This window comes from Trichocoleus sp. AS-A1 (assembly GCF_039962015.1).
Classification (GTDB): Bacteria; Cyanobacteriota; Cyanobacteriia; order Cyanobacteriales; family FACHB-T130; genus FACHB-T130.
Genome location: NZ_JAMPKG010000010.1, coordinates 149,238 through 164,327, shown reverse-complemented (window position 1 = coordinate 164,327; position 15,090 = coordinate 149,238). Strand labels below are relative to the sequence as shown.

12 protein-coding genes are annotated in these 15,090 nt (G+C 48.3%); 8 read left to right on the top strand and 4 right to left on the bottom strand.

All coding sequences use genetic code 11. The annotated features are described in order from the left end of the window. Positions 1–123: 123 nt before the first annotated feature. Entirely contained in the window at positions 124–2,481 is a 2,358-nt protein-coding gene (gene purL / locus NC994_RS10175; RefSeq protein WP_190440277.1) for a phosphoribosylformylglycinamidine synthase subunit PurL, read from the bottom strand. A 185-nt stretch (positions 2,482–2,666) separates the two neighbouring features. Further along, positions 2,667–3,701, bottom strand: a complete 1,035-nt coding sequence (gene pdhA / locus NC994_RS10170; RefSeq protein ID WP_190426886.1) for a pyruvate dehydrogenase (acetyl-transferring) E1 component subunit alpha — start codon at positions 3,699–3,701, stop codon at positions 2,667–2,669. Positions 3,702–3,870: 169 nt separating this feature from the next. Between pdhA and NC994_RS10165 the strand changes: the two genes are divergently transcribed. The 6 genes from NC994_RS10165 (at position 3,871) to NC994_RS10140 (ending at position 11,690) form a co-directional block, all read left to right on the top strand. Beyond that, the gene (locus NC994_RS10165) at positions 3,871–6,309 is read left to right on the top strand and encodes an IMS domain-containing protein (protein ID WP_190440274.1); all 2,439 of its coding nucleotides are present in this window, start codon (positions 3,871–3,873) and stop codon (positions 6,307–6,309) included. 88 nt (positions 6,310–6,397) lie between these two features. Further along, positions 6,398–7,360 (top strand): AEC family transporter, encoded by a 963-nt coding sequence (locus tag NC994_RS10160; protein ID WP_190440271.1) that lies wholly within the window; start codon positions 6,398–6,400, stop codon positions 7,358–7,360. 746 nt (positions 7,361–8,106) lie between these two features. Continuing rightward, complete coding sequence (locus tag NC994_RS10155; protein ID WP_190410198.1) at positions 8,107–9,375, top strand: DUF4912 domain-containing protein; 1,269 nt, start codon at positions 8,107–8,109, stop codon at positions 9,373–9,375. A gap of 99 nt (positions 9,376–9,474) precedes the next feature. Then, positions 9,475–10,044 carry a hypothetical protein gene (locus NC994_RS10150; protein ID WP_190440270.1) on the top strand — a complete coding sequence of 190 codons (570 nt, stop codon included), beginning with the start codon at positions 9,475–9,477 and terminating at the stop codon, positions 10,042–10,044. 23 nt (positions 10,045–10,067) lie between these two features. Then, positions 10,068–10,469, top strand: a complete 402-nt coding sequence (locus tag NC994_RS10145) for a DUF2358 domain-containing protein (RefSeq protein ID WP_190426893.1) — start codon at positions 10,068–10,070, stop codon at positions 10,467–10,469. Between the two features lie 33 nt (positions 10,470–10,502). Beyond that, positions 10,503–11,690 (top strand): TRC40/GET3/ArsA family transport-energizing ATPase, encoded by a 1,188-nt coding sequence (locus NC994_RS10140; protein ID WP_190426895.1) that lies wholly within the window; start codon positions 10,503–10,505, stop codon positions 11,688–11,690. A gap of 148 nt (positions 11,691–11,838) precedes the next feature. On the opposite strand, the gene NC994_RS10135 is transcribed toward NC994_RS10140, so the two are convergent. Beyond that, positions 11,839–12,039 (bottom strand): chlorophyll a/b-binding protein, encoded by a 201-nt coding sequence (locus tag NC994_RS10135; protein WP_190426897.1) that lies wholly within the window; start codon positions 12,037–12,039, stop codon positions 11,839–11,841. A gap of 30 nt (positions 12,040–12,069) precedes the next feature. Continuing rightward, positions 12,070–13,089: a succinate dehydrogenase/fumarate reductase iron-sulfur subunit gene (locus tag NC994_RS10130; protein WP_190410203.1), complete on the bottom strand. Its 1,020-nt coding sequence runs from the start codon at positions 13,087–13,089 to the stop codon at positions 12,070–12,072. A gap of 453 nt (positions 13,090–13,542) precedes the next feature. On the opposite strand from NC994_RS10130, the gene NC994_RS10125 reads away from it, so the two are divergent. Together NC994_RS10125 and NC994_RS10120 are read left to right on the top strand one after the other, a co-directional pair. Then, the gene (locus NC994_RS10125; protein ID WP_190410204.1) at positions 13,543–13,968 is read left to right on the top strand and encodes an AbrB family transcriptional regulator; all 426 of its coding nucleotides are present in this window, start codon (positions 13,543–13,545) and stop codon (positions 13,966–13,968) included. Positions 13,969–14,197: 229 nt separating this feature from the next. Continuing rightward, positions 14,198–15,079 (top strand): type II CAAX endopeptidase family protein, encoded by an 882-nt coding sequence (locus NC994_RS10120; protein WP_190440267.1) that lies wholly within the window; start codon positions 14,198–14,200, stop codon positions 15,077–15,079. Positions 15,080–15,090 lie beyond the last annotated feature (11 nt).

Genomic DNA, 15,090 nt, shown 5'->3' with positions numbered 1-15,090 from the left:
ACCAGGCTTAGTAATTCTTAATAATCTCATAACAAAGCGTTAATGTCGCTAGCCGAAGACATAGACCAGGAATTTAGCTCTGTCTGGGTCAGCGATTTCTGGAAGTAAATTGGGGAAGGTTGGCTAAACGGTTAAACGGCGTTGGATAGCATTGTGATAAGCATCGCCCATTTTCTTAATGCTAACGTCTATCAAAGTTTGGCTTTGAGTCGTAAAAACCCGTAACTCGCTGTCCGGTTTTCCGACACGACCCATTTGTTCCCAGCAATCTTCCAGTTGCTCCTTTAAATAGGATTCCCAAATTTCTTGATGTTCTTGCACGACAGAAACTAAAATTCGCGCTCCCCCTTCACCAAAAAGGATAGAATCCCAGCGTACAGAGGGTTCTGGAGGAAGTTTCCAGTGAATTTCGGCTCCCAAATTGCTAGCGATGCAAGCTTCCGAGAGAGCGATCGCAACTCCTCCCTCAGCACAATCGTGAGCTGAGCGAATCCAACCTTGACGAATTCCCTCGCGGCAAGCAGCTTGTACCCGGCGTTCCAAATCAAAATCTACGGTGGGCGGTTTACCAGCGACAATGTCATGAATGGCTGACAAATACTCGGAAGCACCTAACGTGACTCCCTCTGGTGAATCCAAACGTTTTCCCAGTAAATAAATTAAATCTCCCTCGGCTTGCCAAGCTTGGCTGCAAACTCGTGTAATGTCAGGAATTAACCCCACCATCCCCACCACGGGCGTCGGATAAATTGGCTGGGGATTCCCATCAGCGTCCAGGGTTTCATTGTAGAGAGACACGTTGCCGCCAGTCACTGGCGTTCCCAATTCCCGACAAGCTTCCGCGATTCCCCGACAAGCATTTGCCAGTTGCCAATAACCTATCGGCTTTTCTGGACTCCCAAAATTTAGGTTATCCGTGACTGCTAAAGGTTCGGCTCCTACACAACTAAGATTACGAGCCGCTTCTGCGACGACTGCCTTGGCTCCTTCATAGGGGTCAAGATAGACGTAACGAGCATTGCAATCGACAGTGGCAGCCACCCCTTTATTGTCCCCCTGGTTAATCGAGTAATTTGGGGAAGGTTCTAGCGGACGCACCCGCACCACGGCTGCATCTGCACCACCTGGAACAATCACAGTATTGTTTTGCACCTGATGGTCGTACTGACGATAAACCCAACGCTTAGAGGCAATTGTCGGAGTATCTAACAAAGTCAAGAGAATCTCATTCCAGGTGAGAGAACGACCTTGAATTTCAATGCCTGCGCTGGTACAAGTCGGAAGGCGATCGCTTGTCCACTCCCAAGCTAGACGAGCATACTCAGGAGGTTCTGCTAACAATTCTCGGTGATAGATTGGCGTATTATCTGCTAAAGCCGTTGCTGGAATTTCTGCCGCCACGCCGCCTTGGAACAAAATTCGCACAATCGGCTGCTCAATCACAGTGCCTGCAACGACAGCTTGTAGACCCCAGCGGTGGAAAATATCAATTAACTCCTGTTCGCGCCCCTTGTAAGCAACAAACAGCATCCGTTCCTGAGATTCAGAGAGTAAATATTCATAAGGCACCATTCCCGTTTCCCGCACGGGAATTTTGTCTAGATCCAGTTCAATCCCAACGCCACCTTTAGCTGCCATTTCTGACGTGGAACAGGTAATGCCTGCTGCACCCATATCCTGCGCGGCGGCAACAGCACCCGTTTTAAAGGCTTCTAAGCAAGCTTCAATGAGGGATTTTTCTAGGAAAGGGTCGCCCACTTGTACCGCTGGACGGTCATCCATCGACTCATCACTGAGTTCTGCACTAGCAAAACTCGCCCCGCCCATGCCATCTCGCCCAGTCGTAGAACCCACATACAGCACTGGATTTCCAATCCCTACGGCTCCAGAGGTAACAATTTCCGGAGTTTCCATCAATCCCAGGGCCATGACATTCACAAGTGGATTGCCAGAATAAGCTGGATCAAAATAAACTTCACCGCCCACCGTGGGGACTCCCACACAATTGCCATAATGGGAGATTCCCGACACCACACCATTGAACAGTCGCCGTGTCTTGGCATCTTCCAGAGAACCAAAGCGGAGGGAGTTTAACAAGGCAATGGGACGCGCACCCATTGTAAAAATATCCCGGAGAATCCCGCCGACTCCCGTCGCCGCCCCTTGAAACGGTTCAACTGCTGAGGGGTGATTGTGAGATTCAATTTTAAATGCGAGTTGCAGTCCGTCGCCCAAGTCTACAACACCAGCATTTTCTCCTGGCCCGACAAGAATGCGATCGCCCTCAGTCGGAAACTGCTTCAGTAGCGGTCGCGAGTTCTTGTAGCAGCAATGCTCCGACCACATGACGCCGAACATCCCTAACTCAGCTTTATTCGGATGACGCCCTAGCCGTTGGACAATGTCTTCGTATTCTTCTGGTTTTATACCTTCTGCGGCAATTTCTTCGGGGGTAAACGGAGCGGATGAGATTGTAGACATGGAACCCTTGCACGAACGGCACAGGGTTATTGTATCGATATTTCCCCGCTACTTATGCGGTAAATGTGCTTGTAACTTTAACGGATATAAAATTGTGTCAATTTTAAGGAGTTTTAAAGCGCATCTAAAAAAATAGAGTAGGCATTGCCTACCCTATATTTGACTACCGTTATTAACGCTAACTGTTAATCATCCCCGGCAAAAATATAACGGTACAGTTCGCTAGGATCGGGTTCTGGGCTTTCCTCGGCAAACTGCACCGCATCGTCGATGACGGCTTGGATTTTCCGGTCAATTTCCTTGAGTTCTTCTTGGTCTACCAGATTGTGTTCTACAAGATGAGCAGCCAACTTTTTGATTGGATCGCGGGCGAACCAATATTCCTTCTCATTTTTAGAACGAAGTTCGTCAGGGTCAGCGAGAGAGTGACCTCGGAAGCGATAGGTTAGGGCTTCAATCAAGGTTGGCCCTTCACCCGCACGGGCACGCGCGATCGCTTCCTGGGCGACTGCACGAACTGCTAACACGTCCATCCCATCAACCTCAACACCTGCCATACCAAAGGCATGGGCTTTCTTGAAAATTTCTGGTACAGAAGTTGCCCGTTCGTGCGCCATACCAATTGCCCACTTGTTGTTTTCCACAACATACAAAATTGGCAGTTTCCACAGCGCCGCCATATTCAAGCATTCAAAAAATTGACCGTTATTCGCTGCACCGTCGCCAAAAAAGCAGGCGGTTACTTGATCGGAACCGGCATCTCCCAAGGCTTCGCGGCGGTACTTACTGGCAAAAGCCGCACCCGTAGCAACAGGAATCCCTTCAGCCACAAAAGCATAACCTCCCAGCAGTTTATGCTCCGAGGAAAACATATGCATCGAGCCGCCGCGCCCTTTACTACAGCCGGTTGCCTTACCAAACAACTCAGCCATTACCTCTTTTGCAGGCACCCCAGCACTCAGAGCATGAACGTGGTCGCGGTAGGTGCTGGAAACATAATCCTCATCTTGGCGCATTGCCTTGATGACGCCAGTTGACACAGCCTCTTGACCGTTATATAGGTGGACAAAACCAAACATTTTGCCCCGGTAGTACATCTCGGCGCACTTATCTTCAAAAAACCGCCCCAAGACCATGTCCTCGTAAAGGATCAATCCTTCTTCTTTGGTGATTTGGGTTTGATCGGCGTGAAAGACGGGTAAAATGCGTTCCTGAACCATTGATTTAAGGGATAAACTTGACGTGATTGGTTGAACGGCGGTTTTTATCTACCAAGATAAGCTTCTACTATAGAAGCTAGGGGGTATAATTATCGCACCTATTCTATCGTTTATGTTCGCTCGTACAGATACAGATTAATTTAGTTGCCTGGGGCTGAGGAAGTAGACTGTGAGAATTCCGCTCGATTACTACCGGATTCTGGGCCTGCCGATTCAGGCTACGGCTGAGCAGTTGCAGCAAGCGTATCGCGATCGCGCTCTGCAACTTCCTCGACGAGAGTATTCAGAAATCACGATCGCCGCCCGAAAACAACTGCTAGACGAAGCTTACGCGATTCTGTGCGATCCAGAACAGCGTTCCGCTTACGACGCTACATTTCTGACAAAAACATACGATCTGGATTCAGAATCAGGAACAGCAACTCGTCAGGAAGGAAACGGTACAGCAGACGCCGACCTTGACCCTTATACGCCCAGCATCGAAATTCAAGATGAGCAATTCGTTGGGGCATTGCTGATCTTACAGGAGCTAGGAGAATACGAACTGGTGCTGAAGCTGGGACGTCCCTTCCTCAGCCGTGCTAGCACCAGTATCGAAAAGGGTCGTTTGGGCAACCCTCAGCTAGTGCAACCAGATATTGTGTTGACGCTGGCATTGGCGTGTCTGGAACTAGGCCGAGAGCAATGGCAGCAAGGTCAATATGAAAACGCCGCCACCTCCCTAGAGACGGGTCAAGAATTACTATTGCGAGAAGGGATATTTGCCAGCCTGCGGGGTGAAATTCAGGCGGATCTTTACAAGCTTCGCCCGTACCGAATTTTGGAATTACTCGCAAGTAGTGAAGACAAAGTAACCGAACGCCGTAAAGGATTGCAGCATTTGCAAGAAATGTTGCAAGAACGCGGCGGCATCGATGGCACCGGAGACGATCAATCGGGACTGAACATTGATGACTTTCTCCGCTTCATTCAGCAGCTGCGGAGCTACTTGACCTCCGCCGAACAGCAGAATCTCTTTGAAGCAGAAGCGCGTCGTCCCTCGGCAGTGGCTACCTATTTAGCGGTTTATGCTTTACTAGGTCGGGGGTTTGCCCAACGACAGCCGGGTCTAATTAGACAAGCTAAGCAGATGCTGATGCGCTTAGGCAAGCGTCAGGATGTGCATTTGGAACAGGCGGTGTGCGCCCTTCTTCTCGGTCAGACGGAAGAAGCCAGTCGCGCCTTGGAACTCAGCCAAGAGTACGAACCCCTCGCCTTCATTCGAGAACATTCTCAGGGTGCCCCAGACTTGTTACCTGGGTTGTGTTTGTACGGGGAGCGTTGGTTGCAAGCAGAAGTGTTTCCCCACTTCCGAGATTTGGCATCGGTGCGAGCTTCTTTAAAAGATTACTTTGCCGATGACCAGGTTCAGGGGTACTTAGAAGAATTGCCAGTAGAGGAAGATACAACCAATGAGTGGGCGGTATTGCCAACTCAGCAAGTATCTTATGCTGCGACTCCCGTCTCGCGAGGGACAAGTGACTCCCCAGGATTTCGCAGGCCGGAGAGTGTGGTATCTCGCTCCAGTGGGCGGAACGGCAGTGGAGAGAATGGGGGCAGGATGAGCGATGCGGCATCAAGCAATGCGCCCTTGCGTCCCAATGCTGAAGACAGTTCCTCGCGCGATCGCCTTCAACAATTGGTGGAACAGCAATCTGGTGCGGCTCATCGAACGGCGACAATGACCGCTACAATCGATCGCCCGCAAACAGGGGGAGGATCGAATTTACCGGCGGCAGAACGAGTTTCTCGGTCTCCAGAACCAGAAGGAAACGATCCGGGCTTGGCTGGGGATGCTGCCTCGAAGCGTCAGCGCCGCCGAGGGAATTCACCGGAACAAAATGAACAACCACGGGCAACAATCGCGAGTCGGTTGCGGAGACCAGATTCTGTGTCCAAGGCATCCCCCACAGGAGGAGATGTATCAGCTCGTCGTTCAGGCGGTCGTCTTCAACGTTCTACAGCTTCCTTGCGCTCGGCAAAAACCGGACGGCTTCTTTTACTGGGACTTGCCGGGATTCTCAGTTTGGGAGTCTTGCTGATGCTAGCGACCGCTGCTTTCAGTTGGCTCCAGAGAAGTTTCTCAGGCCCGCTCTTAGAAGGAGAGCAACCAATGGTACAGCTAGCTGCTCCTCCAGTACCCATTCCCGAACCAGGCAGTAAACTACTGAGTCCATCTGGCCCTCTAACCCAGGAGACGGCTCGACAATTGGTTCAGATTTGGCTTGCTAGTAAAGCCGATGCCTTGGGTGAAGAGCATACCGTCGAAAAATTACAGCAAATCCTTGCCGATCCCGCTTTATCTCGTTGGCAAAAACGTTCTCAAAGCACAAAGAACAGTAACTCGTACTGGAAGTACAGGCACAAGGTCGAGGTAAAATCTGTTGAAATGAGCGATCGCAATCCCGATCGCGCCAAAGTGGATGCACAGGTGAATGAAGCCGCAGATTTCTATAAAGCAGGTAAGCTCAATCAAGCTTCTTCCTATGATGAAAGCCTGCGCGTGCGTTATGACCTGGTACGCAAAGATGGTCAGTGGCTGATCCAGGACATGAAGGTTCTGAGGTAGTCATTGGGGATTAGTCATGAGTCGGCTCGTCATTAGGCGACCGATTGTTAACGCTTGACCGTGGCTGATAACCAGTGGCTAATAACGAATGACCGAAACCTTATTTCATGCCTATACCCCCATCATCCTGTGGACGGTACTCGGTTTCATACTCTTTAGGTTTATCCCCAGTTCCTTACCCAGGTTGCTGGGTCGCGGTCTTTATTGGGTTGGGGTGCCGCTACAAATTCTGACGCTGGCTCGTCAGGCAAACTTATCGGAAAATGCTGGAGTGGTGCCGCTAATCGCCATAGGAGCTTTGGCGGTCGGTTTTACTTTTGCATGGCTAAGTTTGCAGGTCTGGAAACGCTTCAGCCGTGAAAATGGCGAAAGTAAAAAGTCTTCTTTTCTGCCTTTTTTAGACCGCCCTCGCTACGGAAGTTTCATCCTGTCTGCCATGCTGGGCAATACAGGTTTTGTGGGGTTAGCGATCGCTCCTTCTTTGATTAGCGCTCAAGCTGTGGGTCTAGCCGTCTTCTACAGCGTCACGAATAACATCATTGGTACCTATGGAATTGGTGTCTTTATCGCCAGCTACTTTGGGCGACCCGCAAAGCGAAATCATTGGTGGATTCAACTTCGAGATATCTTGACCGTTCCTGCCTTGTGGACATTTAGTTTCGGATACCTCACTCGCTCGGTTGAACTGCCGACTCTACTAGAATCAGGACTGCAAGCTTCTGTAGGGTTTGTCATTGCTAGCTCCTTTGTGCTAATGGGGATACGGCTCGCTCAGCTGCAAGGATGGAAGAGTTTTCGGGTTGCCTTACTCCCTGCCCTGGTGAAAGTTGTGGTGATGCCAGGACTGGTGGGTATTGCAGCCACCCTAATTGGTTTATCGGGCGATGCCCGCTTGGCAATGGTTCTCATGGCAGGTGTGCCCACTGCCTTTGCAAGTTTGATCCTGGCGGAGGAGTACGATCTCGACCCAGATTTAGCCGCCAGCAGTATTGTCCTAAGTATCGGACTGCTACTGTTGATGATTCCGGTTTGGCTGCTTGTATATGGTTAATCCGAAAACGCCAATACAGGAGTTCTCGTTTCTGCCTCATTAATCTAGCTTTCTTGCCGATTACCAAAAGTTGAGCCTCTGAAGAAAACGTTCCCAAGGCAGGGGAGCTTAAGAATGAGACCAATCTCTCTTTGCCTCTAATGATTGGGGAAGGATTGGGGCAAGGACAGATTTCAACGATTGCCCCAAAAACGATTGCCCCAAAAAAGTGACTGGGTTTCGCTTCTTTTGTCATAATTCTCTGACATTGTAGATTTGCATGGGAACGTTTCCGACAAATTGACAAGTTACGGCGATCCCAATCCATTTGTAATGTCAAAATATCATGACAATTCGATCCCCAAGTCCCTTATAACTTCGTAGATATACCTATAATTGGCTGAAACACCTCTTGACCTAACCCGGTATTTTTCTGCAACATGAAATTAACAAAGCGATCCCGCGATCCCAAAGAAATGCTCTAATCAGCAAATTTCTAAAATCCTGGGCGCTCAGTTAGATTCTCAATCCAGCCAAGAAAGCCAGTCAGTCTTCTTGGCGTCACAAAAGCAGCCCCTATTCAAGACTGACACCGGCTCATTCAAGACCGCAGCTAACCATTGAGACGTTACGGATTTCAGAAAAGGGATAACATGGCACAACTTTCCGAAGTTGAAGAGATGCGAAATAGCATTTTGTGCTGCTTTGCTAGTCAGTCTCTAGAGAAGTAACCTAACTGCCGCCCAAACTACCGGAGACTATTTGTTATGGCAAAAGAACGCCCACCATTGGAAGAGATGACATTAAGGCAACTCCGTAAAGTTGCTAGCGAATGCAGCATCTCTCGATACAGCAGAATGCGTAAAGAGCAACTGCTAACAGCAATTAAAGAAGTTCAACGCACCAAGATTTCTCTCGGTTCAACTCGTATAGTGGAGGCGCAAGAAGAAGTGGAAGCAGCAAAATTTGAACTGGGTCAGGAAGATCGCACAGGTGGAACCCTGGCATCCGTAGATGAAGGTCTAGGGGATCTTCCGGGTGGCTACGGTGAAAGCCGGGTTGTCCTGATGCCTCGCGACCCCCAATGGGCATACACCTACTGGGATATCCCCAACGATCATAAAGAAGATTTGCGCCGTCAGGGAGGACAACAACTCGCGCTGCGACTCTATGATGTCACCGACGTGAATCTGGAATATCAAAGCCCTCACAGCATTCAGGAATATCCTTGCGATGAGCTAGCGCGGGAATGGTATTTGCCAATGCCCGTGAGCGATCGCGACTATGCTGTAGACATCGGCTACCGTTGTGCTGATGGTCGCTGGCTCGTCTTAGCTCGTTCCGCTCCCGTCCGCGTTCCTCCCGTTTATCCCTCAGATTGGATTGAAGACCAATTCATCACCGTTTCTTGGGAAGAAGACCTGCGCGGCAAGACTTTCCTCGAACTGGTTCCCCCTGCCAAGAAAATGGCAATGGCTGGCTACGGTAGTGTAGCCACAGGTGGCAATCCTATTTACGACGAAATCTTCGGCATGGCTCAGACCGTCGAAGCTCAACGGGTAGCCGGTTCGTTGTTTGGCTCCATGCAGCAAGTACCTGGTTCGATGCAGTCAGTGTCCCTTGCCGAACAAGCTCTCAGTTCCTACGTCTTCCCCTCTGGCGTTGGGATGTGGGCAGTTCCTACCGTATCTGGTCTTACCATGTCTGGTGTAGGAATGTCCGGCGCTGGCTTCTCAGGTTCCGGCATCCCGATGCGTCCTCGCCAGTTCTGGTTGGTTGCCGATGCTGAACTCATTGTTTACGGTGCTACCGAGCCAGATGCTACAGTCACAATTGGCGGTCGTCCCATCAAGCTGAATCCAGATGGCACCTTCCGCTTCCAGATGTCCTTCCAAGATGGTCTGATTGACTACCCGATTATGGCAGTGGCGGCTGATGGCGAGCAAACTCGCTCGATTCACATGAAGTTTAACCGCGAAACGCCATCGCGCAATACCAACACCAAAGAAGACGCTGTTGAGGAATGGCTCTCTTGAAAAGATGAAGGATAAGGAATAAATTCCTCCTTCTGTCCTCAATCTTCTGTCTTTTGAAGTTTCCCCCGGCTAAGGCTGGGGGTTTATTATTTGGAAATTATGAAACCTGAAGACATTACCAAAACCCTTACAGAACTATTTGATGCCGCAGCGATTGAAGCAACTGCCCCCGGCTTGTGGCAAGTAGAAACGACTCAGATGCGTCTGTTGGCGCTGCTTTCCGATGACAGTTCTTGGCTGCGAGTTCTCTTACCGATTGCACCCGCTCAAGAAGCGCAACCGTTTGTAGAACAGCTGCTGGAAGCCAACTTTGATGACACTCAGGAGACTCGTTACGCCCTGAATCAGGGAGTGCTATGGGGTGTATTTCAGCACAATCTTGAGACTTTAAATGTAGAGGATTTTTCAGGAGCGATCGCGCGACTCATTTCTCTGCATCAGACAGGTTTATCTGACTGCTTTAATCAGCTCGTTGAAAGTCGAATTAGTCAAATTATCCTTGCTGCCAAGCAGCAAGGACAATCCCTCGAAGCCACACTCCAAACCCTCGATCGATTCTACGAAGAAGGTCTCATGGGCGATTTGGATCTGCCTCCAGAGGCTCGTGAAGAAGTGCTGGCAGCATGGCGGCGTCAGTTAGAACGCCTCTGGACTGAAATCGAACCGTAGCTTCTTGTCACCCTCTAAGTCTTATGGACATCATTCAAATCCTCAAAGACGACTACCAAAGATTTCCAGAAAACCAAACCTACAGCATCTATGCAGAAGACGTTTTTTTCAAAGATCCGCTGAACAAATTTAATGGTCTTGAGCGTTACAAACTCATGATTGGCTTTATCAAAACCTGGTTTATGAACGTCAAGATGGATTTACATGACATTCGCAAATCCGGAGATACAATCCAACTTGAGTGGACTTTGAGCTGGAATACCCCTCTGCCGTGGAAACCTCGTATCACCATCCCAGGCTGGAGTGAGTTGAAACTCAACACTGATGGAATGATTGCTTCCCATATCGACTACTGGAAATGTTCGCGTTTTGATGTGTTGAAACAACATTTGTTACCCTTAAAACAGGGAAAAAATAATAAGTAACGTAAACAATTCTCAGATAGGAAAAAAGCATTCATGCGCGTAATTTTGATGACCGGCAAGGGTGGCGTTGGCAAAACTTCTGTAGCCGCCGCTACTGGCTTGCGTTGTGCCGAACTCGGTTACAAAACCCTTGTTTTAAGTACCGATCCCGCTCACTCTCTCGCCGACAGTTTTGATTTGGAACTAGGGCACGATCCGCGACAGGTTCGCCCAAACTTGTGGGGGGCTGAATTAGATGCTCTGATGGAATTAGAAGGCAACTGGGGCGCAGTTAAGCGTTATATTACCCAAGTTTTGCAGGCAAGAGGCTTGGAAGGCGTACAAGCGGAAGAATTAGCAATTCTTCCCGGCATGGATGAAATTTTCGGTTTGGTACGCATGAAGCGCCACTACGATGAAGGCGAGTTTGACGTTTTAATTATTGACTCAGCTCCTACTGGTACGGCTCTAAGATTGCTCAGTCTACCGGAAGTCGGCGGCTGGTATATGAGACGTTTTTACAAGCCGTTACAGGGGATATCAGTAGCGCTCAGACCTCTAGTTGAACCGATCTTCAGACCAATTGCCGGTTTTTCCTTGCCCGATAAAGAGGTAATGGACGCTCCCTTTGAATTCTACGAGCAGATTGAAGCTTTAGAAAAAGTATTGAGTGACAATACTCAGACTTCGGTGCGCCTCGTCACCAATCCCGAAAAAATGGTGATTAAAGAGTCTCTCCGAGCCCATGCTTATTTAAGTTTATACAATGTTGCTACGGATTTAGTGGTGGCAAATCGGATTATCCCCGATCAAGTGACCGACCCTTTCTTTCAACGTTGGAAAGAAAGCCAGCAGCAATATCGGCAGGAAATTCACGAAAACTTCCATCCCTTACCAGTCAAGGAAGTTCCGCTTTACTCAGAAGAAATGTGTGGGTTAGAGGCTTTAGAACGGTTAAAGGAAACGCTCTATAAAGATGAAGATCCCACTCAGGTGTATTACAAGGAAACCACTCTGAGGGTTGTGCAAGACCAAAATAACTACAGCTTAGAACTTTACTTGCCCGGTATTGCCAAAGATAATATCCAACTAAGTAAAACCGGCGATGAATTAAACATTACGATAGGCAATCACCGCCGCAATTTGGTGTTACCGCAAGCCTTGGCAGCCCTGCAACCGGCTGGAGCAAAGATGGAGGATGATTATCTTAAAATCCGGTTTAGCACTCCGGTTCAGGTGTAGCCAGTTAATTTGGGTAGATATTAAGGCAGAATCTAGATGCGTAGGGGCGTGTTTATACCATGCCCCTACGGATGGAATTAGCAACTCACAAATCCACGCCCCTACGGATGGAATTGGCGGTTAACCAATCCATGTCTTTAAGTGCGGATTAGCGCAAACCCAGCCAGGTAAAAAAATCCTGATGGGTGAAAAATTCCAGCACCAATAAAGCAACAAACCCTACCATTGCGAATCGTCCGTTGATTTGCTCGGAGTAGAGCGTCCAGCCGAAAGCAGGCTCTGGTTGGTTGTAATTTTCTGCGGGTGTTTCTATGGGTGATTGTTCTGGGGAAGTTGTTTCAGGATTCATTGTTTTTACTTCAATCGTGATTCAATATGATTAAGACTCAAGGCTTTGGACAGATTCAATGAGCGATCGCACTACCTCAGCCCCAGCAGACGGCTCAAACCCCAAAGGAAACTTACCGCGAGCCAGCATTCTTAATCCGAGTGGCCCCAGGCTAATCATCCCCTTGATGTCTCTAAAAGAATTTCCCACGACTTGTAAACCAAACCGACGTTCATCAATCCAACCACCTTCCTTCACTAGATCAATTAATACTTTCCGGTGACGGATTGAACGACTGGCTTGATCGTCCTTGCGGTCGAGAATTTGCTGTTTAATTTTGCCGATTTGATCCATTGGTGCCACATCCATCGGACAAACCGTATTACACATAAAACAGCGGGTACAACCCCAGACGCCTTTGGTGCCTTCGTTGTAATTTTCCAAACGGGATTCTATTTCGGCGTCACGAGAATCCGCTACCATTCGATAAGCCTTTGCAAGGGCGTGAGGTCCTACAAAATCCGAATTGACCTCACGGGCGTTGCATTCAGAATAGCAGGCACCACACAATATACAATTGCCTGTTTGATTAAGGCGATCGCGTTCTTCGGGTGTTTGTAAAAACTCTCGTTCCGGTATAGGATTTGCCCCCGTACTCACATAGGGTTCAACTACTTCAAGATGATCCCAAAAACTACGCATATCCACCACCAAATCTTTAATGACCGGCATATTGCCCATTGGTGCAATAGTAATTTCTGGGATGGCATCTAAAGGTTTTTGCGGGGCATCTGAAAGGGTAGCACTCGCTGCTATCTGTTGCAGCCTTTGCACTTCACTGCCAATATTTTCCTTACACGCCAAAGCGGAACGACCGTTGATTCGCATTCCACAACTGCCGCAAATTGTGTTGCGACAATTCTTGCGAAAAGCTAAACTTCCATCCTGCTCCCACTTAATAAGATTTAGGCAGTCCAGAATTGTGTTACCAGGATCGACATCCAACGTATAAGTCTGTACTACAGGAGAGGAATTTTGCTCCTGCCGGATGACCTTAAAAAGGACTTGCATGCTTCAAAGCTCTTCATTGCTCTTAACTTCTAGTCTAAAGCTGAATTTACGATCTGTAGACAAATAGGAGCTTTGTTTGGCATGACTTGACTTGGGGGTGTAGCTGATTTTTAGATGCTGAAGGCTTGAAGGATAAAACAGACAGCTCTCCTGTCTTCCCTTCCAAAAGATAGATTTTCAGAAGTAAATACTTTACACTTTATACTTTAAACTTTACAAAATCTCTAGTCTCTAGTCTCTAGTCTGTCCTTTAACGATCTGCTATCTGGTAGTAAGAACCTCAACTTTTACCCAATTACGCAATTTTGCTGCAATCTAAGAATTTGGAGGATGCTCTTGTAAATATCCTTGTGAAAGTTGAGTGATTTAACGATATATTTTTTTAGTCAGCCAAATATTGGCATTAGACACTCTTTACTATACTGTAGATTGAAGTGTATTTTGCATATAGCGATGAGTGAAACCGCAACAGCTCCATTGACAGGGAAAGCACTGCTTCAAAAAGTAAAAGAGCTTTCACACTTACCACGGCGAGAAACAGCAAAACGCTGTGGCTATTACACCGTAACAAAGAACAACCAGACTCGCGTCAACTTAACAGACTTTTATGACGCAGTTTTAGGCGCGAAAGGTGTTCCCCTCGATCCAGAAGGAACAAAAGATGGTCGGGGTCGCGAACCAACCTATCGTGTAAGCGTACACAAAAATGGTCAAATTGTTATTGGTGCAACTTACACTGAGGCAATGGGATTAAAGCCTGGTGATGAGTTTGAAATTAAGCTGGGTTACAAGCATATTCACCTAATTCAGGTGGATGGCGGAAGTAAGACTGGAGACGATACCAGTGATGAAAGCGAAAGTGAGGAGGCGACTGCATGATCAGCGGTAATGCTTTCTGATATGGCGTTGCTTCTAACAAATTTATCGGGAAATTTGAAAGAACCAACTGCCTCTCCTTTCAAGGGAGCATCTTAGGGAAAGCAAATACATCTTTTGTGGACTAGACATAAAAGCTGCGGGGGTTCATGCTTACCCCCAGCGGTAAATAAGGCAGTTTTTTCCCAAACTTGAGGTGTTACGCTTGAGCCAATGAAAGCTGTCTTTAACAATGCCTATTTTTGAACGAGCCGATTGGTGGCTGGTATCACTTCCACAAACTCCTGCTGTGTTGAAGGCGATCGCTTTCTTCATTGTCTGGCTAGTTCTTTGGTTGCCAGTTGCGATTCCTTTGGCAGCAGTGCTAAAATGGCGACCCTTTCACCCCTTGGCTGTAGAGCAAAAGCTCCCTTTATTAGCTTCGCTCTATTTAATTGCCCCTGCGATCGTCTGGGGTGCCGCTTGGGTGGAGGGGGCTTTTTTTGCGGATTATGGGTTGGGCTGGAAAGCTTCAATATTCATTTCACTAGGACAAGGCTTTGCTTTAGGGGTGCTAAGTCTGGTAGTGGTGTTTGGCATCCAAAAAGCGTTGGGCTGGGTCGAGTGGCGATCTCAAGAGAATCCTCTCTATGAAGATACACAGAACCCCCCGCAAAATCTGTGGTCGGTAGTCGGATCTGTCTTACTACCAACATTGTTATTAGGATTATTGATTAGTGGAATTGAAGAGTTAATTTTTCGGGGATTTCTGCTTACGGAACTCCAGCAAGATTATTCAACTTGGGTAGCGGCGGCAGTTTCTAGCTTAATTTTTGCGCTGCTTCATTTGGTTTGGGAACAGCAGGAAACATTGCCTCAGCTACCGGGATTATGGCTGATGGGAATGGTATTAGTGCTGGCTCGTGTCTGTGATGATGGGAATTTAGGCTTGGCGTGGGGACTTCACGCCGGATGGATTTGGGCGATCGCAAGTTTGGATACGACGAGAGTGATTCGCTACACTGGCATGGTTCCGGCTTGGGTAACTGGTTTGGGAGAAAAGCCTCTGGCGGGTGGTGCGGGAATTTTTTGTCTGCTGGGAACTGGGATTTTAATCTGGCAAATTTATCTTTAAAATGAGCATCT

Coding starts and splice junctions, on each gene's coding strand:
- purL (WP_190440277.1), bottom strand. CDS start 2,481: ATGTCTACAATCTCATCCGCTCCGTTTACCCCCGAAGAAATTGCCGCA.
- pdhA (WP_190426886.1), bottom strand. CDS start 3,701: ATGGTTCAGGAACGCATTTTACCCGTCTTTCACGCCGATCAAACCCAA.
- NC994_RS10160 (WP_190440271.1), top strand. CDS start 6,398: ATGACCGAAACCTTATTTCATGCCTATACCCCCATCATCCTGTGGACG.
- NC994_RS10155 (WP_190410198.1), top strand. CDS start 8,107: ATGGCAAAAGAACGCCCACCATTGGAAGAGATGACATTAAGGCAACTC.
- NC994_RS10150 (WP_190440270.1), top strand. CDS start 9,475: ATGAAACCTGAAGACATTACCAAAACCCTTACAGAACTATTTGATGCC.
- NC994_RS10145 (WP_190426893.1), top strand. CDS start 10,068: ATGGACATCATTCAAATCCTCAAAGACGACTACCAAAGATTTCCAGAA.
- NC994_RS10140 (WP_190426895.1), top strand. CDS start 10,503: ATGCGCGTAATTTTGATGACCGGCAAGGGTGGCGTTGGCAAAACTTCT.
- NC994_RS10135 (WP_190426897.1), bottom strand. CDS start 12,039: ATGAATCCTGAAACAACTTCCCCAGAACAATCACCCATAGAAACACCC.
- NC994_RS10130 (WP_190410203.1), bottom strand. CDS start 13,089: ATGCAAGTCCTTTTTAAGGTCATCCGGCAGGAGCAAAATTCCTCTCCT.
- NC994_RS10125 (WP_190410204.1), top strand. CDS start 13,543: ATGAGTGAAACCGCAACAGCTCCATTGACAGGGAAAGCACTGCTTCAA.
- NC994_RS10120 (WP_190440267.1), top strand. CDS start 14,198: ATGCCTATTTTTGAACGAGCCGATTGGTGGCTGGTATCACTTCCACAA.